General features: G+C 73.0%; 21 protein-coding genes. 13 read left to right on the plus strand and 8 right to left on the minus strand.

All coding sequences use genetic code 11. The features are described from left to right. Positions 1–114: 114 nt before the first annotated feature. Positions 115–1,122: a cytochrome c oxidase assembly protein gene (locus ACIGG8_RS37260; protein WP_350523600.1), complete on the minus strand. Its 1,008-nt coding sequence runs from the start codon at positions 1,120–1,122 to the stop codon at positions 115–117. Between the two features lie 306 nt (positions 1,123–1,428). Between ACIGG8_RS37260 and ACIGG8_RS37265 the strand changes: the two genes are divergently transcribed. Beyond that, positions 1,429–3,144, plus strand: a complete 1,716-nt coding sequence (locus tag ACIGG8_RS37265; protein WP_396553044.1) for an FtsW/RodA/SpoVE family cell cycle protein — start codon at positions 1,429–1,431, stop codon at positions 3,142–3,144. A gap of 150 nt (positions 3,145–3,294) precedes the next feature. On the opposite strand, the gene ACIGG8_RS37270 is transcribed toward ACIGG8_RS37265, so the two are convergent. Beyond that, positions 3,295–4,647 carry a YihY/virulence factor BrkB family protein gene (locus tag ACIGG8_RS37270; RefSeq protein WP_396553045.1) on the minus strand — a complete coding sequence of 451 codons (1,353 nt, stop codon included), beginning with the start codon at positions 4,645–4,647 and terminating at the stop codon, positions 3,295–3,297. 177 nt (positions 4,648–4,824) lie between these two features. On the opposite strand from ACIGG8_RS37270, the gene ACIGG8_RS37275 reads away from it, so the two are divergent. From ACIGG8_RS37275 to ACIGG8_RS37325, 11 genes are all read left to right on the plus strand, one after another. Then, positions 4,825–4,908, plus strand: a complete 84-nt coding sequence (locus ACIGG8_RS37275) for a putative leader peptide (RefSeq protein ID WP_318264789.1) — start codon at positions 4,825–4,827, stop codon at positions 4,906–4,908. Positions 4,909–5,104: 196 nt separating this feature from the next. Beyond that, complete coding sequence (locus tag ACIGG8_RS37280) at positions 5,105–6,829, plus strand: nitrite/sulfite reductase (RefSeq protein WP_350523597.1); 1,725 nt, start codon at positions 5,105–5,107, stop codon at positions 6,827–6,829. Between the two features lie 73 nt (positions 6,830–6,902). Continuing rightward, positions 6,903–7,085, plus strand: a complete 183-nt coding sequence (locus ACIGG8_RS37285; protein ID WP_350523596.1) for a hypothetical protein — start codon at positions 6,903–6,905, stop codon at positions 7,083–7,085. Then, positions 7,066–7,767: a phosphoadenylyl-sulfate reductase gene (locus ACIGG8_RS37290; protein WP_396553046.1), complete on the plus strand. Its 702-nt coding sequence runs from the start codon at positions 7,066–7,068 to the stop codon at positions 7,765–7,767. Before ACIGG8_RS37285 ends, ACIGG8_RS37290 begins: the two co-directional genes overlap by 20 nt. A gap of 81 nt (positions 7,768–7,848) precedes the next feature. After that, entirely contained in the window at positions 7,849–8,430 is a 582-nt protein-coding gene (cysC, locus tag ACIGG8_RS37295) for an adenylyl-sulfate kinase (protein ID WP_350523635.1), read from the plus strand. Continuing rightward, entirely contained in the window at positions 8,427–9,365 is a 939-nt protein-coding gene (cysD, locus tag ACIGG8_RS37300) for a sulfate adenylyltransferase subunit CysD (protein WP_350523594.1), read from the plus strand. The genes cysC and cysD overlap by 4 nt, the downstream gene beginning before the upstream one ends. Next, complete coding sequence (locus tag ACIGG8_RS37305; RefSeq protein ID WP_396553047.1) at positions 9,365–10,693, plus strand: sulfate adenylyltransferase subunit 1; 1,329 nt, start codon at positions 9,365–9,367, stop codon at positions 10,691–10,693. The genes cysD and ACIGG8_RS37305 overlap by 1 nt, the downstream gene beginning before the upstream one ends. A 244-nt stretch (positions 10,694–10,937) precedes the next feature. Then, on the plus strand, positions 10,938–12,098 hold the full coding sequence (locus tag ACIGG8_RS37310; protein WP_396553048.1) for an aliphatic sulfonate ABC transporter substrate-binding protein: 1,161 nt from the start codon (positions 10,938–10,940) through the stop codon (positions 12,096–12,098). 156 nt (positions 12,099–12,254) lie between these two features. Continuing rightward, positions 12,255–13,058, plus strand: coding sequence for an ABC transporter ATP-binding protein (locus tag ACIGG8_RS37315; protein WP_396553049.1), 804 nt, complete (start codon positions 12,255–12,257; stop codon positions 13,056–13,058). Then, complete coding sequence (locus ACIGG8_RS37320) at positions 13,045–13,998, plus strand: ABC transporter permease (protein WP_396553050.1); 954 nt, start codon at positions 13,045–13,047, stop codon at positions 13,996–13,998. Before ACIGG8_RS37315 ends, ACIGG8_RS37320 begins: the two co-directional genes overlap by 14 nt. 10 nt (positions 13,999–14,008) lie before the next feature. Then, entirely contained in the window at positions 14,009–14,737 is a 729-nt protein-coding gene (locus tag ACIGG8_RS37325) for a sirohydrochlorin chelatase (protein ID WP_396553051.1), read from the plus strand. Between the two features lie 4 nt (positions 14,738–14,741). Here ACIGG8_RS37325 and ACIGG8_RS37330 read toward each other — a convergent pair whose 3' ends face one another. The 4 genes from ACIGG8_RS37330 to ACIGG8_RS37345 all read right to left on the minus strand — a co-directional run bounded on the left by ACIGG8_RS37330 (position 14,742) and on the right by ACIGG8_RS37345 (position 17,561). Then, positions 14,742–15,053, minus strand: a complete 312-nt coding sequence (locus ACIGG8_RS37330) for a hypothetical protein (protein WP_396553052.1) — start codon at positions 15,051–15,053, stop codon at positions 14,742–14,744. A 50-nt stretch (positions 15,054–15,103) separates the two neighbouring features. After that, complete coding sequence (locus tag ACIGG8_RS37335; RefSeq protein ID WP_396553053.1) at positions 15,104–15,346, minus strand: hypothetical protein; 243 nt, start codon at positions 15,344–15,346, stop codon at positions 15,104–15,106. Positions 15,347–15,483: 137 nt separating this feature from the next. Then, on the minus strand, positions 15,484–16,236 hold the full coding sequence (locus ACIGG8_RS37340; protein WP_396553054.1) for a ricin-type beta-trefoil lectin domain protein: 753 nt from the start codon (positions 16,234–16,236) through the stop codon (positions 15,484–15,486). A 308-nt stretch (positions 16,237–16,544) separates the two neighbouring features. Beyond that, positions 16,545–17,561 carry a hypothetical protein gene (locus tag ACIGG8_RS37345; protein WP_396553055.1) on the minus strand — a complete coding sequence of 339 codons (1,017 nt, stop codon included), beginning with the start codon at positions 17,559–17,561 and terminating at the stop codon, positions 16,545–16,547. A gap of 114 nt (positions 17,562–17,675) precedes the next feature. On the opposite strand from ACIGG8_RS37345, the gene ACIGG8_RS37350 reads away from it, so the two are divergent. Then, positions 17,676–18,539 carry a helix-turn-helix transcriptional regulator gene (locus ACIGG8_RS37350; protein WP_396553056.1) on the plus strand — a complete coding sequence of 288 codons (864 nt, stop codon included), beginning with the start codon at positions 17,676–17,678 and terminating at the stop codon, positions 18,537–18,539. 103 nt (positions 18,540–18,642) lie between these two features. Here ACIGG8_RS37350 and ACIGG8_RS37355 read toward each other — a convergent pair whose 3' ends face one another. Continuing rightward, positions 18,643–20,340 carry a DEAD/DEAH box helicase gene (locus ACIGG8_RS37355; protein ID WP_396553057.1) on the minus strand — a complete coding sequence of 566 codons (1,698 nt, stop codon included), beginning with the start codon at positions 20,338–20,340 and terminating at the stop codon, positions 18,643–18,645. 155 nt (positions 20,341–20,495) lie between these two features. Next, entirely contained in the window at positions 20,496–20,702 is a 207-nt protein-coding gene (locus ACIGG8_RS37360; protein ID WP_030060364.1) for a cold-shock protein, read from the minus strand. Between the last annotated feature and the right edge of the window lie 266 nt (positions 20,703–20,968).

Genomic DNA, 20,968 nt, shown 5'->3' on the forward strand with positions numbered 1-20,968 from the left:
CCCCGAACCGGACACGTCACACGCTAGCGAAGCGGCCCGGCCTCGCCAACCCATTTTTGACCTGCGGAAACGCGCTCCGCGGCAGGCCGCGAAGCCTTCCGGGAGGAAAGCCGACTACCCCCCGTACCGGTGCTTGAGGTTCGGGTCGTCCAGCCACCACGGCCGCATCCCCGTCTCGTCCTCCTCCGGCCGCCCCGCCGCCCGTGCCTCCTCGGCCGCCGCCTCGAAGCGCGCGTCCAGCTCGGCGTCCACGGCCCGGATCTCCTCCCGTCCCTGCACCACCATCCGCCGCACCAGCGCGGCCAGGAACGGCAGCCCGACCAGGTCCCCCAGCACCCAGAACGCGTTGCCGCCCCAGGTCTGGTCCTGGGCCGGGGTCGGCCCCCACGGGCGCCCGAGCGCCACGTAGTAGTGCTCGGCGACGAGGTGGCCGCCGTAGATCAGCACGATCCCGAGCCCCGCGTCGAAGATCACCTCCGCGAAGGTGATGAACAGCCCGACCAGGTGCGGGTACTCGTGCCCGACCGGGTCGATCTGCAGCCGCGGCCAGAAGTAGGCGAGCCCGAGCAGCACCAGCGCCAGGTGCAGCAGCACGTTCCCGGACGCGCTGGACACCGACTCCTCGTACCAGGGCGTGAAGTAGAGCAGCCACGGCGGCGCCATCAGCAGGGCGGTGGAGACCGCCGGGAACATCAGCACCTTGGACGGGCGGCTGCGCAGCACCCGCAGGATCCGCTCCCGCCGGGCGGGCGGCGCGGACCCGACCAGCAGCGAGACGGGCGCGCCGAGCGCGAGCAGCAGCGGGACGACCATCAGCAGCAGCACGACCTGCACGGCCCGGTCGGTGAAGAGGATCCGGTCGTAGACGCCGAGGCCGGAGCAGGTGCACCAGATCCACAGCAGCAGTCCGCCGAGGAACGCGGCGGTGCGGCTGGGCCTCCAGCGCTCGCCGCCGGACCGGTGGACGGCGCGCGCCGCGACCAGGTACCAGGCGCCGAGCAGTACCGAGAGGGTGAGCACCAGCGGCTCGGCCGTCCAGGAGGTGACCAGGTCGGACCACTGCCAAGGCGGCGGCCCGTCGTAGGCGAGTACGGAGACCGCGCCGTCCACCGCGCCGTTCATCCGTCCGCCACCTCGCTCGTACCCGCAGCCACCGAGGCGGCGAGCCGTCCGCACCGTCACCGTCGGGCCCCGCGGCGGACGCCGCGACGCCCGGCCATGATGTCCCCGCGCGACCGGCCCGCCGCACGCGGGGCCCTCCTCTATACCCGCCCCTGAGGAAAGCTTTACCGATCCCCAACAAAGCTTTGCCCAGGCAAAGTTCTGCCCGCGGAACCCCTCCGCTCGCAACCGCGGCCACGACACAAACGTCTGGCAGGATGCCGGTCGGCGAGACCCGCCACGTGGGTGACAAGGGGACGACAAGAGGTGCGAAGCACTGCACGCGGCGAGGGCCGCCGGCTGGCCGCGCGCCACCGCAACATCGAGCTGGGCCTGCTGGCGCTCGCGGTGGCCGTCTGTCTGGCGGGACACGTCGAGGCCGATCTGGCACTGACCGGCTCGTTGCCGCCCGGACTGCTGGTGCACGGCCTGTCACTGGGGGCGCTCGCCGGGGCGGCGCACCTGGCGGTGCGCCGGTTCGCACCGTACGCGGACCCGCTGATCCTGCCGTTGGGGGTCTTCCTGACCGGCTTCGGCCTGGTGCTGCTGGACCGGCTGGACATCAGCTACAAGGCCGCGCACAGCGCCAAGGGCGACTACCAGAAGCTCCCGGCCGCGCCCTCCCAGCTGATGTGGGTGTTCATCTCGGTGGCGGTGGCGATCGCGCTGATCGTGCTGGTCAAGCACCACCGGTTCTTCCAGCGCTACGTCTACCTGCTGATGGCGGGCGCGCTGATCCTGCTGGCGGCGCCGGTGGCCTCGCCCAGCGACAGCTTCGGCGCCAAACGCTGGATCCGGCTGTTCGGGCTCTCCTTCGAGCCGGACGAGTTCGTGAAGGTCGCGATCACGATCTTCTTCGCGGGCTACCTGATGGCCTCCCGGGACGCGCTCGCGCTGGCCGGCCGCAAGATCTGGGGGCTGACCCTGCCGCGCGGCCGGCACGCCGGGCCGGTGCTGGCGATCTGGGTGGTCAGCCTGCTGGTGCTGATCTTCGAGCGTGACCTGGGCACCTCGCTGATCTTCTTCGGCGTCTTCATCGTGATGCTGTACGTGGCGACCGAGCGCACCAGCTGGGTGGTGCTCGGCCTGCTGATGGCGGTCGGCGGCGCGGCGGTGGTCGGCACGGTGGAGCCGCACGTGCACGGCCGCGTCGAGGCCTGGCTGCACCCGCTCGACTACTACAAGCCGGTGCACGACAAGGCGATCTCCGAGCAGCCCGCCGAGGCCCTGTTCAGCCTGGGCACCGGGCACCTGACCGGGACGGGCCTGGGCTCGGGCCGGCCCTGGCTGATCGGCTTCGCCGGGCGCAGCGACTTCATCTTCACCACCATCGGCGAGGAGCTGGGCCTGGCCGGGGTGACGGCGATCCTGCTGGTGTACGTGCTGCTGATCCAGCGGGGACTGCGCACCGCGGTCGGCCTGACCGACCCGTTCGGCAAGCTGCTGGCCACCGGCCTGTCGGCGGCGCTGGCGCTGCAGATCTTCGTGGTCGTCGGCGGGGTGAGCGGGCTGGTCCCGCTGACCGGCAAGGCGCTGCCCTTCCTGGCCGCCGGCGGTTCCTCCCTGCTGGCGAACTGGCTGATGATCGCACTGCTGATCAAGCTGAGCGACTCCTCCGGGCGCACCGCCCTGGAACCGGCCCAGCCCTCCCCCGAGCCGCTCCCGGCCCACGCGGCACCGGCGGCGGCCGCCCCGACCGCCCCGGACCGTACGTCCCCGGACCGGACGTCCCCGGACCGGACGTCCCCGGACCGGACGCCCGCGAGCCCGACGCCCACCCCGGCGACCCCGAACCCGGCCGCCCCGAACCCGGGGGCCCCGACCCACGCAGCCCCGAACCCGGCAGCCGCGGGCCCGACCGACCCACGCTCCGGCACGCCGGGCGGCGCCGACCCCTCCGCCGCGCGGACCGAGCTGCGCCCCCGGTACGGCCACACCCCCGCCGCACCGCAGTACGGCGACGCCCGGAACCCCACCACCTGACCGACCGGCCCGCGGACCGACGGACCCACGGCCCGACGCCCCCCACGGAGCGGCGAACCCCGGACACGACACAGGGCCTCCCCCGCACCCGCGGGAGAGGCCCTGTCCGTCAGTCCGTCATCGCACCCGTACGCCGCGGCCCGCCCCCTCCTACCGCTGCTCCCACGGCGGACGCGGCGGACGCGGCGGGTACCCCGGCACCTGCTGCCCCGGCGGTCCGAGGGGTTCCGGCGGCCCGGACGGCCCCGCCCCCGGCGTCGGCGGCGGCCCGGACGGCCGGTCGCTGTCCGGCGGCGGCGGGGCGGGCCGGTGGTGCGGCCCGCCGCGGGCGGTGAGCCGGCCGCGCACGTTGTCGGCGGCCAGCACGTCGGCCCACCGCTCCGGGTACTCGGAGGGCACGTCGACGTCATCGCCCTCGTCCTCGCCCCACTCCTCCTCGGCGCCCTCGGCGAGCCCGAGTTCGCGGGCGCGCCGGGCCCGTTCGACGGCCCGCCGGGCGGCGACCTCGCGGACCACCGCGGCGGCCGCCTCCTCGTGGGCCCGCTCGTTCTCGGCGCGGGCGTCGGCGGTCTCCAGGGTGGGCCAGCGCCGGTCTATCGCGGCGTTCATGGCGGCGCCGATGAGCACCGCGAGGGCCACCACGAAGATCCACAGCAGCACGGCGACCGGCGCCGCCAGCGAGCCGTACACCGAGGGGCCCTCGACCGAGCTGACCAGGTAGAGCCGCAGGCCGACGCTGCAGAAGACCAGCACCACCAGGGCGACCAGGGCGCCGGGGATGTCCTCGCGCCACGGCGTCGAGACCGGGACGGCCAGGTGGTACAGGGTGGTGAGCGAGACGATCAGCAGCACGATGGCGACCGGCCAGTACGCGGCGCCGACCAGCCCGGCGACCCCGGGCACGGCGTTCTCCACCAGTCCGGGCCCGGCCATCAGCAGCGGCAGCACCAGGGAGCCGATCACCAGCGCGCCGAGGTAGAGGCCGAGGGACATCAGCCGGGTCTTGACAATGCCCCGCTTGCCGTCGAGCCCGTACATGACGGTGATGGTGTCGATGAAAATGTAGAGGGCCCTGGAGCCGGACCACAGCGACAGCAGGAAGCCGATCGAGATGAGGTCCGGCCGGGTGTGGTCGAAGACCTGGCTGAGCAGCGGTTTGACGACCTCGTTGACCGAGGAGTCCGACAGCACCGTCCCGGAGGCCGAGACGATGTCGTGCTTGAGCCGGTCGATCGTGCCCGCGCCGAGGAACTCGTCGAGGTAGCCGAGGGTGGCGGCGAGGCCGAGCAGCAGCGGTGGGATCGACAGCAGGGTGAAGAAGGCCGCCTCCGCGGCGAGGCCGGTGACCCGGTACTCGACGCAGGTGTTGGTGGTGTCCCTGACCAGCTCCCACGCGGTGCGGCGCCAGGTGGCCTGTTTGGCCGCGCGCCGGGATCCCTTGCCCCGGCGCCGGGAGGGCCGCGACTCGGGGTTCGGTCTGCTCGTATCGCCTGCTGCTTGCACAGGCCTAACGGTATCGGGCCGGGGCGCTCCGGTTGATCTCCCCCGGGGTGCGGGCGCCCGGACGGACACCGGGCCGCGAGCGGCGGGAACCTCCAGCCGTCCCATATGACGAAACCTCAGCGTCCACCATTTGGATGTTAGTGGACCGCGAGTCATGCGCCGTGCGAATCTCTTGCCATGTCTAGCGCCGGAACCACCCTGGTAGGTCGACTCCACGTCGATCTCCTTCGCGTGTCCAGCGCCATCTGTCCGGTGACCTGAGCCCACCCCGCCGCACCACCGCACCCGGCGCCACCCGTTCCCGCCATCCCCGCTGCAGCGGATGCGCAGGCGCCCGCCCGCCTCGGTCACTGTCTTCCCGGCCTTGATAAACCCGCAGGTCAGAGCAGCACCGCACGGCTGAGCACGCCCCGCGACCCACCCGGCGCCAGCGCCACCTGCCCCGAAGGACTTCACCATGGCCACCTCCCCCGAGACCGTCGAGCCCACGGCCGACAGCCCCGCTGCGCGCCGCCCCGCCGCGGCCCGCAAGGTGACCCGCCACCGCGGCGAGGGCCAGTGGGGCATGGGCCACCACACTCCCCTCAACGCCAACGAGCAGTTCAAGAAGGACGACGACGGTCTCAATGTGCGGACACGCATTGAGACGATCTACGCGCACCGCGGCTTCGACTCGATCGACCCCGCCGACCTGCGCGGCCGGATGCGCTGGTGGGGCCTCTACACCCAGCGCAAGGAGGGCATCGACGGCGGGAAGACCGCGATCCTCGACCCGCACGAGCTGGACGCCGAGTACTTCATGCTCCGGGTCCGCATCGACGGCGGCCGGCTGACCGTCGCCCAGCTGCGGGCGGTCGCCGAGGTCTCCGAGCAGTACGCGCGCGGCACCGCCGACCTGACCGACCGTCAGAACATCCAGTACCACTGGATCCGGATCGAGGACGTCCCCGCGATCTGGCAGAAGCTGGAGGCCGTCGGCCTGTCCACCACCGAGGCCTGCGGCGACACCCCGCGCGTCATCCTCGGCTCCCCGGTCGCCGGCGTCGCCGAGGACGAGATCATCGACGGCACGCCCGCCATCGAGGAGATCCAGCGCCGCTTCATCGGCAACAAGGACTTCTCCAACCTGCCGCGCAAGTTCAAGTCCGCGGTCTCCGGCTCCCCGCAGCTGGACGTCGCGCACGAGATCAACGACGTCGCCTTCGTCGGCGTCGTCCACCCCGAGCACGGCCCGGGCTTCGACCTGTGGGTCGGCGGCGGCCTGTCCACCAACCCCAAGCTCGGTGTGCGGCTGGGCGCCTGGGTGCCGCTGGACGAGGTGGCGGACGTCTACGGCGGCGTCATCGGCATCTTCCGCGACTACGGCTACCGCCGCCTGCGCAACCGCGCCCGGCTGAAGTTCCTGGTCGCCGACTGGGGCGTGGAGAAGTTCCGCCGGGTGCTGGAGGACGAGTACCTCAAGTACCGGCTGGTCGACGGTCCCGCCCCCGCCGAGCCCGCCGCCCGCTGGCGCGACCACGTCGGCGTCCACAAGCAGAAGGACGGCAGGTTCTACATCGGCTTCGCGCCGCGCGTCGGCCGGGTCGACGGCAAGCTGCTCGGCGAGGTCGCCGACCTCGCCGCCGCCCACGGCAGCGACCGGCTGCGCACCACCGCCGAGCAGAAGATGCTGATCCTCGACATCGCCGAGGAGCACGTCGAGTCGGTGGTCGCCGGCCTGGAGGCGCTCGACCTGCGGGTCACCCCGTCGCCGTTCCGCCGCGGCACGATGGCCTGCACCGGCATCGAGTTCTGCAAGCTCGCCATCGTCGAGACCAAGGAGCGCGGCCGCACGCTCATCGACGAACTGGAGCAGCGCCTGCCGGAGTTCGCCGAGCCGCTGACCATCAACATCAACGGCTGCCCGAACGCCTGCGCCCGCATCCAGGTCGCCGACATCGGCCTCAAGGGCCAGCTCGTCACCGACGAGAACGGCGAGCAGGTCGAGGGCTACCAGGTGCACCTGGGCGGCGCGCTCGGCCTGGAGGCCGGCTTCGGCCGCAAGGTCCGCGGCCTCAAGGTCACCAGCGCCGGCCTGCCCGACTACGTCGAGCGCCTGCTGACCCGCTACCAGGCCGACCGCACCGACGGCGAGCGCTTCGCCCAGTGGGCGGCCCGGGCGAGCGAGGAGCAGCTGTCGTGAACCAGCTCAGCAAGAGAACCGATCGAGCAGGACGTCGTTCGCGAAGCGAACGCCGAGCGCAGCGAGGTGGGCGATGAGTGAGCGAGCCGCACCCTTCTTCTGCCCCTACTGCGGGGACGAGGACCTGCGCCCGTCCGAGGCCGGGCACGGCGCCTGGGAGTGCCACGCCTGCCGCCGCGCCTTCCAGCTGAAGTTCCTCGGCCTGCTGGCACCGACCGACCACGGGGGGACGTCCCATGAGCAGCACCGCGACTGACCACGAGGCGGCAGCCGTCCGAGCCAGCCGCGAGCTGGAGGAGGCGACCCCGCAGGAGATCCTGCAGTGGGCCGCCGACACCTTCGGCAAGCGGTTCTGCGTCACCTCCTCCATGGAGGACGCGGTCGTCGCCCACCTCGCCTCCTCGGTGCTCCCCGGCGTGGACGTGGTGTTCCTGGACACCGGCTACCACTTCCCCGAGACCATCGGCACCCGGGACGCGGTCGCCGCGACCATGCCGGTCAACGTCATCACGCTCACCCCGCTGCGGACCGTGGCCGAGCAGGACGCCGAGCACGGGCCGAACCTGCACGACCGCGACCCGGACCTCTGCTGCTCGCTGCGCAAGGTCGAGCCGCTCAACCGCGGCCTCGGCGGCTACGACGCCTGGGCCACCGGGCTGCGCCGCGACGAGTCGCCGACCCGGGCGAACACCCCGGTGGTCGCCTGGGACCCGAAGCGCCGCAAGGTCAAGATCGCACCGATCGCCCGGTGGACGCAGGAGGACGTGGACGCCTACGTCGCCGCGAACGGCGTGCTGCTCAACCCGCTGCTGTGGGAGGGCTACACCTCGGTCGGCTGCTCGCCGCCGTCCTGCACCCGCAAGCCCGCCGAGGGCGAGGACGCCCGGGCCGGCCGCTGGTCCGGCTCCGGCAAGACCGAGTGCGGCATCCACCTCTGACCAGCGACATCCACCCCGGCATCCATCCCTGACGAAAACTGTCGATTCTCGCGTAAGGAAGCAACCGTGACAGCAGACACTCTGGCCGCCGACGGAGCCGCAGAGGCGGCCCCCGCGGCCGCCCCCTGCGAGCGCGGCGCCACCGTGTGGCTGACCGGGCTGCCCAGCGCGGGCAAGACCACGCTGGCCTTCGCCCTCGCCGAGCGGCTGCGCGCCGAGGGCCACAAGGTCGAGGTCCTGGACGGCGACGAGATCCGCGAGTTCCTCTCCAAGGGCCTCGGCTTCTCCCGCGAGGACCGGCACACCAACGTCACCCGGATCGGCTTCGTCGCCGAGAAGCTCGCCGCGAACGGCGTCAAGGTGCTCGCCCCGGTGATCGCCCCGTTCGCCGACTCCCGCGCCGCCGTGCGCGAGCGGCACGCCGCGGCCGGCACCGCGTTCCTGGAGATCCACGTCGCCACCCCGGTCGAGCTGTGCGCCGAGCGCGACGTCAAGGGCCTGTACGCCAAGCAGGCGGCCGGCGAGATCTCCGGTCTCACCGGTGTGGACGACCCGTACGAAGCCCCGGAGCGACCGGAGTTGCGGATCCAGACGCAGGGCCGCGAGGTCGCCGACTCCGCCGCCGAGCTGCACGCCTTCCTGACCGAGAGGGGACTCGCATGACCACCGCGACCGACAGTCTCGTCCGCACCGAGGACAACCCCTTCGCGCTGTCCCACCTGGACGCGCTGGAGGCCGAGTCGGTGCACATCTTCCGCGAGGTCGCGGGGGAGTTCGAGCGCCCGGTGATCCTCTTCTCCGGCGGCAAGGACTCCATCGTCATGCTGCACCTGGCGCTCAAGGCCTTCCACCCCGCGCCGGTGCCCTTCTCCCTGCTGCACGTCGACACCGGGCACAACTTCCCCGAGGTCATCGCCTACCGCGACCGCGTCGTGGCCGAGCACAACCTGCGCCTGCACGTCGCCCACGTCCAGGACTTCATCGACCGCGGCGTGCTGCGCGAGCGCCCGGACGGCACCCGCAACCCGCTGCAGACCGTCCCGCTGCTGGACGCCATCGAGCAGAACCGCTTCGACGCCGTGTTCGGCGGCGGCCGCCGCGACGAGGAGAAGGCCCGCGCCAAGGAGCGCGTCTTCTCGCTGCGCGACGAGTTCGGCGCCTGGGACCCGCGCCGCCAGCGCCCCGAGCTGTGGTCGCTGTACAACGGCCGGCACGCCGTCGGCGAGCACGTGCGGGTGTTCCCGCTGTCCAACTGGACCGAGCTGGACGTCTGGCAGTACATCGAGCGCGAGGGCATCGAGCTCCCGGAGATCTACTACGCCCACGAGCGCGACGTCTTCGCCCGCAGCGGCATGTGGCTGACCGCCGGCGAGTGGGGCGGCCCCAAGGACGGCGAGCCGGTCCAGCGGCGGCTGATCCGCTACCGCACCGTCGGCGACATGTCCTGCACCGGGGCCGTCGACTCCGACGCCACCACCATCCAGGCCGTGATCGCCGAGATCGCCGCCAGCCGCCTCACCGAGCGCGGCGCCACCCGCGCCGACGACAAGCTGTCCGAGGCCGCGATGGAAGACCGCAAGCGCGAGGGGTACTTCTAATGAGCACGACCATCGAGACCACCGCCACCTCGCTGCTGCGCTTCGCCACCGCCGGATCCGTGGACGACGGCAAGTCCACCCTGGTCGGGCGCCTGCTGCACGACTCCAAGTCGGTGCTCGCCGACCAGCTGGAGGCGGTCGAGCACGCCTCGCGCAGCCGCGGCCAGGACGCGCCCGACCTCGCGCTGCTCACCGACGGCCTGCGTGCCGAGCGTGAGCAGGGCATCACCATCGACGTCGCCTACCGCTACTTCGCCACCCCCCGGCGGCGGTTCATCCTCGCCGACACCCCCGGGCACGTGCAGTACACCCGCAACATGGTCACCGGCGCCTCCACCGCCGAGCTCGCCGTCGTCCTGGTCGACGCCCGCAACGGCGTGGTCGAGCAGACCCGCCGGCACGCCGCCGTCGCCGCCCTGCTGCGGGTGCCGCACGTGGTGCTGGCCGTCAACAAGATGGACCTGGTCGGCTACGCCGAGCCGGTGTTCGCCGCGATCGCCGCCGAGTTCAGCGCCTACGCGGCCTCGCTCGGCGTCGAGGACGTGCTGGCGGTGCCGATCTCGGCCCTCGCCGGGGACAACGTCGTCGAGCCGTCCGCGCACATGGACTGGTACGGGGGCCCGACCCTGCTCGAACACCTGGAGACGGTGCCGGTCGGCAGCGACCCGAGCGCCGAGCCGGCCCGCTTCCCCGTCCAGTACGTGATCCGCCCGCAGACCGAGGAGTACCCCGACTACCGCGGCTACGCGGGCCAGTTGGCCTCCGGCGTGCTGCGCGTCGGCGACCCGGTCACCGTCCTGCCGTCCGGCCTGACCAGCACCGTCGCCGGGATCGACGCGCTCGGCCGGGAGACCGACATCGCCTGGGCTCCGCAGTCCGTCACCGTCCGGCTCACCGACGACCTCGACATCTCCCGCGGCGACCTCCTCGCCGCCGGGCCGGCGCCCGCGCCGACCAAGGACATCGAGGCGACCGTCAGCCACCTCAACGAGCGGCCGCTGCGCGCCGGGGACAAGGTGCTGCTCAAGCACACCACCCGCACGGTGCGCGCGCTGGTCAAGGAGGTCTCCTACCGGATCGACATCGACACGCTGGAACGGCGCAGCGGCGCCGAGGGGTTGACCGTCAACGACATCGGCCACGTGCGGCTGCGCACCGCCGAGCCGCTGGCGCTGGACACCTACTCCGCCAACCGCCGCACCGGCTCGTTCCTGCTGATCGACCCGGCGGACGGGACGACCCTCACCGCCGGCATGGCGGGCGAGGCCTTCGAGACCGTACGCGGCGACGACGCACCCGACGCACCCGAAGAGGAGGACTGGGTCTGATGCCCAGCGAGGCGTTCTCGGGCATGGACAAGGAAGGCGGCCGCATCGGCAGCGGCGTCCTCGGCAGCGGCCAGGGCGGCCTGACCCGATGTGTGGGCCGACAGGGCTGAGAACGCCCTGTCACCGGGCTGTCTTCCCCCACAGCCGCCCGGCTTGCCCCGGCACTCCGCTGCCGCGCGCACCACCTTCCGAACTTCCCGCCCGGGACCGCCTCCTGACGGTCCGTCCGTGAACAGGACTCACCATGGCACCGAACCCGTCCTCCTCCCATATCCCGGCCCGCCCGAACGCCGGCCGGATCAGACGCACGGCGGCGGCCGCGGCGGCCGGACTCACCGCGGTGGCCCTGCTGTCGGCGTGCGGCTACGGCTCCAAGGCCGACAAGTCCTCCGACGCCAAGCCCGGCGCGGCGGCCACCGCCGGCGACTCCGCCGCGAAGCTCTCCGCCGACAGCGTGAAGATCGGCTACTTCGCCAACCTCACCCACGGCACCCCGCTGGTCGGCCTCCAGGAGGGCATCTTCCAGAAGGAGTTGGGCGCCACCCAGATCAAGACCCAGGTCTTCAACGCGGGCCCGGCCGAGATCGAGGCGCTCAACGCGGGCTCGATCGACATCGGCTGGATCGGTCCCTCCCCCGCGATCAACGGCTACACCAAGTCCGAGGGCAAGTCGCTGAAGATCATCGGCGGTTCGGCGTCCGGCGGGGTCAAGCTGGTGGTCAACCCGGACAAGGTCTCCTCCCTGGACGACCTCAAGGGCAAGAAGATCGCCACCCCGCAGCTCGGCAACACCCAGGACGTGGCACTGCTCAACTACCTCGCGGGCAAGGGCTACAAGGTGGACGCGGCGTCCGGCGCGGGCGACGTCTCGGTGGTGCGCACCGACAACAAGGTCACCCCGGACGCCTACAAGTCCGGCTCCGTGGACGGCGCCTGGGTGCCCGAGCCCACCGCCTCCAAGCTGGTCACGCTCGGCGCGAAGGTCCTGCTCAACGAGAAGGACCTCTGGCCGGACAAGAAGTTCGTGATCACCAACATCATCGTCTCGCAGAAGTTCCTCAAGGAGCACCCGGACGTGGTGGAGGCCGTGCTGCGCGGCTCGGTGAAGACCAACGCCTTCATCAAGGCCGGCCCCGACAAGGCCAAGGCCGATGTGAACGAGGCGATCAAGAAGGAGGCCGGGAACTCCCTGGAGCCGGCCGTGCTCGACCCGGCCTGGGCCGACATCGACTTCCTGGACGACCCGCTGGCGAACACCCTGCAGGCCGAGGCCGACCACGCCGTCACCGCCGGGCTCCTCAAGAAGCCCAACCTGAACGGCATCTACGACCTCACCCTGCTGAACAAGGTCCTCGCCGCCGAGGGCCAGGCCGCCGTGGCGGACGCCGGGCTCGGCGCCAAGTAGCGCTCCCGGAAAGGCCGTTCGTCCCCGACTCCGCGGTCCGGCCCCCGCCCGCCCGGTCGATCCCCGATCGATGCCCACCGGGACGGGCGGGGCCCGGGCCACGGCCCCGACCCGCAGCCCGCAGCCCGCAGCCCACTCACGCAGGAGGTGCCACGGATGACCCCGGCACTGACCACCTCGGCGGAAGCCACCGGCGCCGACGCCCACGGCGGCGCGCCCGCCGTCCGCATCTCGCACGTGCACAAGTCCTTCGGCCGCCCCGGCGCCCGGACCCACGTCCTCGACGACATCACCCTCGACGTCGCGCCCGGCGAGTTCGTCACCCTGCTCGGCGCCTCGGGCTGCGGCAAGTCCACCCTGCTCAACCTGGTCGCCGGCCTCGACGAGCCCAGCGCCGGCAGCATCGAGGTGCCCGGCGGCCGCCCCGCCCTGATGTTCCAGGAGCACGCGCTGTTCCCCTGGCTCACCGCCGGGAAGAACATCGAACTCGCCCTCAAGCTGGCCGGCCTGCCGCGCGCCGAGCGCCGAGCCGAGGCCGAGCGCCTGCTCGAACTCGTCCGCCTCAAGGGCGCGTACGGCAAGCGGGTGCACGAGCTGTCCGGCGGCATGCGCCAGCGCGTGGCGATGGCCCGGGCGCTCGCCCAGGGCAGCAAGGTGCTGCTGATGGACGAGCCGTTCGCCGCGCTGGACGCCATCACCCGGGACGTGCTGCACGACGAGATCACCCGGATCTGGGCCGAGCGGCAGCTGTCCGTCCTCTTCGTCACCCACAACGTGCGCGAGGCGGTGCGCCTGGCCCAGCGGGTCGTGCTGCTCTCCTCCCGCCCCGGCCGGGTCGCCCGCGAGTGGCGGATCGACCTGCCACAGCCGCGCCGCATCGAGTCCGCGGGCGTCGCCGACCTGTCCATCGAGATCACCGAAGAACTGCGTGGGGAGATCCGTCGCCATGGCCAGCACTGACACCACCCCCGTCCTGGAGAAGACCGACCCGACCGACCCGACCGACCCGACCGGCGCGGCCCGGAAGGGCGCGGGCGACACCGCCGACACCGCCGACGTCGGCGCGGGCCTGGACGCCCTCGACGCCGTCACGGCGCAGCGCGGCTCGCTCGGCGAGGCGCTGCGGACCAAGGCGCTGCCGCCGCTGATCGGCGTGCTGGTGGTGCTCGCGCTGTGGCAGGGGGCGTACAGCCTGCACGTCACCTCCTCGTACAAGCTGCCCAGCCCGGCGGACGTGTGGCACTCCGCGCAGGACCTCTGGTACCAGGGCACGCTGTTCTCGATCATCTGGACCAGCGTCTGGCGCGGGCTGTCCGGCTTCCTGCTCGCCGTGGTGATCGGCACCCCGATCGGGCTGGTGGTCGCCCGGGTCCGGCCGGTGCGCACCGCGATCGGGCCGGTGCTGCAGGGCCTGCAGTCGCTGCCCTCGGTCGCCTGGGTGCCGGCCGCGGTCATCTGGCTCGGCATCAACGACTCGATGATGTACGCGGTGATCCTGCTGGGCGCCGTCCCGTCCATCGCCAACGGGCTGGTGGCCGGCATCGACCAGGTGCCGCCGCTGTTCCTGCGGGCCGGGCGCACCATCGGCGCCACCGGGCTGGCGGGTGCCCGGCACGTGCTGATCCCGGCCGCGCTGCCGGGCTACCTGGCCGGGCTCAAGCAGGGCTGGGCGTTCTCCTGGCGCTCGCTGATGGCCGCCGAACTGGTCGCCTCCTCCCCCGACCTGGGCCGGGGCCTGGGCCGGTTCCTGGAGGACCAGCGCGAGTTCTCCGACATGTCCGGGGTGCTGCTCGGCATCGTGCTGATCCTGTTCGTCGGCATCGCCATCGAGCTGCTGGTGTTCACCCCGGTCGAGCGCCGGGTGCTGCGCAACCGCGGCCTGCTGGGCACCGGCAAGTGAGGCGACGCTGATGCCCGCCCTCCTCCTGATCGCCCACGGCAGCCGCGACCCGCGCCACGCCGCGACCGTGGCCGCGCTCGTCCGGGAGGTGCGGGCGCAGCGGCCCGGTGTCGAGGTCGCCACCGCGTACCTGGACCACTGCGCGCCGCGGATCCCGCAGGTGGTGGAGCGGCTGGCGGACGCGGTGGCCGTGCCGCTGCTGCTGAACCGGGCGTTCCACGCCAAGCACGACGTCCCCGCCGCCCTGCGCGCCGCCGGCTCGCGGCTGCCGGTCGCGGACGTGCTCGGCCCTTCCCCGCTGCTGCTCGCCGCGCTGGACCGGCGCCTCGCCGAGGCGGGCCCGGACCTGCGCTCGGCCGCCGTCCGCGCCCGTACCGGTGTGGTGCTGGCTGCGGCGGGCTCCTCCGACCCGGCCGCGGACGCCGCGACCCGCGCGGTGGCCGCCGAGTGGCGGCGCACCCGAGGCTGGGCGGGCGTCGAGGTCGCCTACGCTTCGGCGGGCGGGCCGCGCGTCCCCGACGCGCTCGCCGCGCTCCGGGCCGCCGGCGCCGAGCGCACCGCGGTCGCCCCCTACCTGCTCGCCCCGGGCCTGCTGCCGGACCGGATCGCGGCGGCGGCGGGCGGGGCCGACGTCGTGGCCGACACCCTGGGCCCGGCCCCCGAGCTGGCCGCCCTCCTGCTGCAGCGCTACGACGAGGCCTGCCGCACGGCGGCAGCCGTCCCGGCGCTCATCGCCTGAGCGGTCAGGACGCCTTGCGGTGCTGGTACTCGGCCACCGCGGCGGTGATCACGCTGAGCGGCACCGGCTCGTCCAGGTCGGCGATGGCCGCCTCGATCCATTCCCGCATGATGGCGGTCGGCTTCAGTCCCCGCTCCTTCGCGCGACGCCGCACCTCGTCCATCACCGGCTTGGGCAGCCGCAGCGAAGTAGTGATCATCACCGACTCCGCCGGGAGCGACTCGCCGGGCTCGGCGTTCATGACCTCGTCCTCGGTCAGCTCGTGCGTCTCGTAGTACTCGGCGATCGCTTCGAGCTCCGCACCGTTGTCAGTCATCCGTCACCTTCAACTTGTCCGCTTGGAGAACAGGCGCCGTTCGGCAACCGTCATGTCACGCGCAGTGGCGCAGTGGCGCAGTACCACGCCGAGGGCACCGTGGTGCTGCCCGCCAGTACCACCAACAGGTACCGACCCGACCGGGTCACGCCGTAGCAGAGCGTTGTGCCGGCCCGGCCGCCCGAGAACCAGTGCGGACGGGTGAAGACGACGTCCTCGACCTCTTCCGGCTCCACACCATGCCTGGCGATGTGCTCCTCGGACCGCTCGTTCCAGTAGATCTCACTATGCACGAGCCGTAGCGTGTTGCAAACGCAATGCGCTGGCCAGTTGCGTTCACTCAAGCAGGTGATGGCGCGCGGAAGCGCTGACGGCGCGCGCGGCCGGGGCCGCGCGCGCCGTGGTGCAGGGGGGTGCGGGGTGGTGCGGATCAGACGGGCAGGTTCCACTTCTGGTTGGCGGCGCCGTTGCAGTCCCAGATGCCCAGCTGGTTGCCGTTGGTGGTGGAGAAGCCCAGGTCGTCCAGGCAGCGGCCGGACTGCGGGTTGACGATGGAGCCGTCGGGGCGGGGCTGCCACTGCTGGGCGCCGGTGCCGTTGCAGTCGTAGGTCTGGACCAGGGTGGCGTTGCCGGTGTGTCCGCCCTGGACGTCCAGGCACTTGCCGAGCGCACGGATGGTGCCGTCGGTGCCGACCTTCCACTGCTGGGCGGCGTTGCCGAGGCAGTCGTAGATCTGGACGGGGATGCCGTTGCCCATGACGCCGCCGCGCACGTCCACGCACTTGTTCGCGTAGCCGCTGATCGGGCCGACCGGGCCCGCCGGGACCGCAGGGCCGTAGGCGATCCAGCCGCCGGTCGGATTCATCGGGTAGAAGCAACCTGCCCCGACGCTGCCGTTGCCGGAGGCCCAGACGCTGGTCGCGCCCGAGTAGGTGGGGAACCCGTTGGCGTCGAAGCCCTGGCAGGAGACCACGACGCGCCAGGTCTGCATCGGGTCGATGCCCGAACAGGTGCCGACGAAGCCGGCACCCGTCCTGACGACCGAACAGCCTCCGGCGGTCTGGGCGGACGGCGCGGACGGGGTGGAGGGGGTGGCGCTCTCGGCGGCGACGGCGCTCGGCGCGGTGAGCGCGGCGGCTCCGGCGAGCAGGGCGGTGGCGAACAGGGCGGCGGTACGGCGCACGGGGGGGTCCTTCCGGGGAGAGGGTGAACCGGCCGACCCGCATGTGAAGCATGAGTGATGGCGGTGTGACATTTGTGCGGGCCGCGCGAAAGCATCGGGCACCACCTGTTCACGGTCAACGGGCGGGGTGGCGGATCACGCCACCGGTTCGCCCACGGAGAGGTGGTGTACGACACGGTCCGGGACCGGTTCGGGCAGGACGGGCGGGCCGCCGATTCGGCCGGATCGCACACGGCTCGACTCCCCGTTCGAGCGGGAGCCGAGCCGTGGTCCACCTGTCCGGGCCCCCGACCGGGCCCGGATCCGGGTCAGACCCGCCGGAGGGTGAACGAGTCCGTCGGGTGGCCCGCGAGGGCGTCGGCGAGGCCCCCGGAGAGCTGGTAGGAGCGGCCCGCCGGGCCGTCGAGGAGCGCGGTGGGGGTGGGGTCGACCGAGGGGCGGACGGCGGTGAGACGGGCGGTGCGCCAGTGGTCGTCCGAGCGCAGCTCGACCTCGGCGTCGCGGCCGGCCCCCAGGAGGGCGTTGGTGACGCCCGCGACGGAGCCGTCCGGTCGCCCGAGCAGGCCGTCCAGGTGGAGCAGGGACGCGCCGCCGCCGGCCACCTCGACCCGGCGCAGCCCGGCCGGGTTCCACAGCGGGACCTGCCACAGCGTGCCGTCGTCCCACTTGCCGAGGACCAGGCGGCCCTCCCGGTAGACGATCCCGTTGAGGCCGTACGAACCCGGGGCGGGGGCCAGCCGCGGGTCACGCAGCAGGACGGAGGCCGTGCCGTCCGGCGTCACCCGGTAGACGACGGGGGCGAAGGAGTCGGTGACGTAGGCGGTGCCGTCGGGGCCGACCGCGATGTCGTTGGCCAGGTGGCCGCTCCCGTCGGCGGCGACGGCGGCGAGGTCGGTGTAGAAGATCCGCCGGCCGGTGTCCAGGTCGTAGGCGCCGATCCCGGCGATCCTCCCCAGGGTGGCGGCGCTGCTGCGCTCGCCGACGCCGTTGTCGAGGTCGGTGACCAGGACCCGGCGGTGGACGGGGTCGATCCGCAGGCCGGCGACCTCGGTCAGCGCGGGGTCCTGCACCAGGGTGCGCACGCTCCCGTCGGTGCCGACGGCGGAGACGGTGCCGTGCCGCAGCGAGCCGAGCAGGAAGCGGTGGTGGGCGGCGTCCCAGGCGCCCGCCTCGGGCACCAGGGTGGGCGCGTGGCCGACGATCACGGCCGGGGCCGGGCGGTCGGCGGACGCGGCGGCGGGCAGTGTACCGGCCGTGCCCAGCAGGGCGGTGAATGCGACCGCGGCCAAGGTGCGGCGGACGGTACGGTGCTGACGGTTGCTCATCGGAATTCCTCTGCGCGTGCGATCCGTTGACGTGATCGACTCTCGCGCGCCCGGGCGGGCCGCAGCAGTGCGTGGGAATACCGGTAGTACGACTACCAGGGAGGACGGGGGGAGATGGTCGAGGTGGAGGACGTCCAGGAGCGCCGTACGGCGCTGTCGAGTTTCCTGCGCAGCCGCCGGGCGCGGCTGGCGCCGAAGGACGTGGGGCTGGCGCCGGGGGTGCGGCGGCGCACGCCGGGGCTGCGCCGGGAGGAGCTGGCGCTGCTCGCCGGGGTGGGGGTGACCTGGTACACGTGGCTGGAGCAGGGGCGTGACATCCACCCCTCCCCGGAGGTGCTGGCGAGCCTGGCCCGGACGCTGCGGCTGGACCGCGCGGAGACGGCGTACCTGTTCCGGCTGGCCGGCAGCCACCCGCGGGACGGCGAGGTGGCCGCGCCGGGGGACGTGCCGGTCCCGCTGCTGCGGCTGATGCACGCGCAGTGGCCGGCGCCGTCCTTCGTGATGGACGCCAACTGGGACATCCGGGCCTGGAACCCCGGCGCGGACGCGCTGTTCGGCCTGACCGGCCGGCCGCCGGAGGAGTGCAACCTGGCCTGGGTGGTGTTCGGCAACCCCGTGCACCGGGCCCGGGTCGAGCACTGGGAGGAGCACGCCCGCCGCTTCCTGGCGCAGCTGCGCTCCGCCTACGCCGAGCGCGGCGGCGAGGCGACGGCCGTCGGGCGGCACCTGGCCCGGATGATCCAGCAGGTGCGCGGCGAGTACCCGGAGGCGGACCGCTGGCTGGACGAGCACCAGGTCGCCGAGCGCTCCGGGGCCGAGAAGGTCATCCACCACGAGGCGGTGGGCGCGCTGCGGATCGACCAGCACGTGCTGCTGGCCTCCGAGGGCCTGCAGCTGATCGTGATGGCCCCGCGTGACGCCGAGACGCAGGAGCGGCTGCGCGCGCTGGCCCCGACCCCGGCGGTGGCGGCGGTCTGAGGGCGTACGGCCGCCGCACGACAGCCGCGCGCCCCGGGACCCCTCGTGGCGAGGGGTCCCGGGGCGCGCGGCTGCGGAGCGTCGGGGACGCGGGTGCGGAGCGTCAGTCGGCCTTGCGGCGCTGGCGACCGGTCCCGTAGTTGGAGCCGGACTTGGAGCCGCTGCCCGGCTTGGCGCGGCCGGCGGAGCGGCCGATGAAGCCGGCCGCCTGCGGACGCTCGCCGTTCTGGGCGGCGGCGCCCATCCGCTGCTTGGGGCGGGGGCGGCGCGGGTTGCCGTTCATGTCGACGTCGGTGGGCAGCCCGGAGCGCTTGCCGGGACGGCGGCGCGGGGCGCCGGCCTTGGAGCCCCGCTTCTCGTCCGCCGAGCCGGCCGCGTCGGCCGACCCCGCCGCGGCCCCGGCGGCCTGGACCACGGGCACCGCCAGGGTGACCGGGACGCCGCTGGGCGTGCGGGCGCCGGTGATCCGCGCCAGGTCGGCGTCGCCGGGGCGGATCTTGGTGACGGTCGGGCGGATGCCGGCCACCGTCATCAGCCGGTTGACCTCGCGGCGCTGCTCGGGCAGCACGAGGGTGACGACCGTGCCGGACTCGCCGGCGCGGGCGGTGCGGCCGCCGCGGTGCAGGTAGTCCTTGTGGTCGATCGGCGGGTCGACGTTGACGACGAGGTCCAGGCCGTCGATGTGGATGCCGCGCGCGGCGACGTTGGTGGCGATCAGCGCGGTGACGTGGCCGTCGCGGAACTGGTCGAGGACCCGGTTGCGCTGCGGCTGGGACTTGCCGCCGTGCAGGGCGGCCGCCTTCACGCCGTTGGCGAGCAGCTGCTTGGCGAGCCGGTCGGCGCCGTGCTTGGTGTGCACGAACATGATCACGCGGCCGTCGCGGGAGGCGATGTGCGCGGTGGCGGAGGCCTTGTCGGTCTGGTCGAGCTGCAGGACGTGGTGGTCCATGGTGGTGACCGCGCCGGCCGACGGGTCGACCGAGTGGGTCACCGGGTCGGTCAGGAAGCGCTTGACCAGCCGGTCGACGTTGCGGTCCAGGGTCGCGGAGAACAGCATCCGCTGCCCGCCCTCGGCGACCTGCTCCAGCAGCTTGGTGACCTGCGGCAGGAAGCCCATGTCGGCCATCTGGTCGGCCTCGTCCAGGACGGTGATCGTCACGTCGGAAAGGTTGACGTCGCCGCGCCCGATCAGGTCGTCCAGCCGGCCCGGGGTGGCGACCAGGACCTCGGTGCCGCGGCGCACGGCGTTGGCCTGCCGGTTGATCGACATGCCGCCGACGACGGTGGTGATCCGCAGGTTGACGGCGGTGGCGTACGGGGTCAGCGCCTCGGTGACCTGCTGGGCCAGCTCGCGGGTGGGGACCAGGACGAGCGCCAGCGGGTGCCGGGCGACGGCGCGGCGCCCGGCGGTGCGGGCCAGCAGCGGCAGGCCGAAGGCGAGGGTCTTGCCGGAGCCGGTGCGGCCGCGGCCGAGCACGTCGCGCCCGGCGATCGAGTCGGGCAGCGTGGCGCCCTGGATCGGGAACGGCTCGGTGACGCCCTCGCGGGTCAGCGCGGAGAGGATCGCCTTGGGCAGGTCCAGCTCGGCGAAGGTGGCCGCCGGGGGCCGGGCCGGGGTGCCCTGGACGACGGTGAAGTCGGCGGCCTCGGGCGCGGTGGCCCGGGTCTGCTTGGGAGCACCGTTCCGGGGAGCGCCGCTGCGGTTGCGCGGCTTGCGCGCGCGGTCGCCGCCGGCGTTGCTGCGGGACTGGTCGGTGCTGCGGGGGCCGCGGTCGCGCGGCGGGCGGGCAGGGTTGGTCACGGGATCTCCGTCCGTAGGTCGGCAGCCCGCGTCGCGGGCTGGTCGGCCGTCGGCATGGAGTGCGCCGCCCCGGCCGTTCGGCGGCATGAGCGGGGGCCCGCACCGTGCGGTGCGGGCCCCGCTTCGCGATTATCGCGAGTCAGCGTGGGCTGACGTCAGCCGATGATCTGGATGTTCTCGGCCTGCGGGCCCTTCTGGCCCTGGGTCACGTCGAACTCGACCTTCTGGCCCTCGAACAGCTCACGGAAGCCCTGAGCCTGGATGTTCGAGTAGTGGGCGAACACGTCGGCGCCGCCGCCGTCCTGCTCGATGAAGCCGAAGCCCTTTTCGCTGTTGAACCACTTCACGGTGCCGGTAGCCATAACCGTCTCCTCTAACTGGGGCATCAGGGATCCACACCTCGTGAATCCCCAAGTAGCCGCGATCCCCATCCGGAGACTGAAACACCGGACAAAACAAATGCGCCTGTTGGTTGGAACCAGCAGGCGCACATACACGTTCATGGGAACCAAAACTGCAACTGACTCGACTGTAGCACGGTGACACCCCGGGCGACCGGGGATTTTCCGCTGAACAGATCACGTTTGACGCCCCCGACGAGCGGGCAAGCGGCGCCCCGCCGGAGCGG

It is taken from the genome of Kitasatospora sp. NPDC085464 (assembly GCF_044541955.1).
GTDB lineage: Bacteria > Actinomycetota > Actinomycetes > Streptomycetales > Streptomycetaceae > Kitasatospora.

Coding starts and splice junctions, on each gene's coding strand:
- ACIGG8_RS37260 (WP_350523600.1), bottom strand. CDS start 1,122: ATGAACGGCGCGGTGGACGGCGCGGTCTCCGTACTCGCCTACGACGGG.
- ACIGG8_RS37275 (WP_318264789.1), top strand. CDS start 4,825: ATGTCTAGCGCCGGAACCACCCTGGTAGGTCGACTCCACGTCGATCTC.
- ACIGG8_RS37280 (WP_350523597.1), top strand. CDS start 5,105: ATGGCCACCTCCCCCGAGACCGTCGAGCCCACGGCCGACAGCCCCGCT.
- ACIGG8_RS37285 (WP_350523596.1), top strand. CDS start 6,903: ATGAGTGAGCGAGCCGCACCCTTCTTCTGCCCCTACTGCGGGGACGAG.
- ACIGG8_RS37290 (WP_396553046.1), top strand. CDS start 7,066: ATGAGCAGCACCGCGACTGACCACGAGGCGGCAGCCGTCCGAGCCAGC.
- cysD (WP_350523594.1), top strand. CDS start 8,427: ATGACCACCGCGACCGACAGTCTCGTCCGCACCGAGGACAACCCCTTC.
- ACIGG8_RS37305 (WP_396553047.1), top strand. CDS start 9,365: ATGAGCACGACCATCGAGACCACCGCCACCTCGCTGCTGCGCTTCGCC.
- ACIGG8_RS37310 (WP_396553048.1), top strand. CDS start 10,938: ATGGCACCGAACCCGTCCTCCTCCCATATCCCGGCCCGCCCGAACGCC.
- ACIGG8_RS37315 (WP_396553049.1), top strand. CDS start 12,255: ATGACCCCGGCACTGACCACCTCGGCGGAAGCCACCGGCGCCGACGCC.
- ACIGG8_RS37320 (WP_396553050.1), top strand. CDS start 13,045: ATGGCCAGCACTGACACCACCCCCGTCCTGGAGAAGACCGACCCGACC.
- ACIGG8_RS37325 (WP_396553051.1), top strand. CDS start 14,009: ATGCCCGCCCTCCTCCTGATCGCCCACGGCAGCCGCGACCCGCGCCAC.
- ACIGG8_RS37330 (WP_396553052.1), bottom strand. CDS start 15,053: ATGACTGACAACGGTGCGGAGCTCGAAGCGATCGCCGAGTACTACGAG.
- ACIGG8_RS37345 (WP_396553055.1), bottom strand. CDS start 17,561: ATGAGCAACCGTCAGCACCGTACCGTCCGCCGCACCTTGGCCGCGGTC.
- ACIGG8_RS37350 (WP_396553056.1), top strand. CDS start 17,676: ATGGTCGAGGTGGAGGACGTCCAGGAGCGCCGTACGGCGCTGTCGAGT.
- ACIGG8_RS37360 (WP_030060364.1), bottom strand. CDS start 20,702: ATGGCTACCGGCACCGTGAAGTGGTTCAACAGCGAAAAGGGCTTCGGC.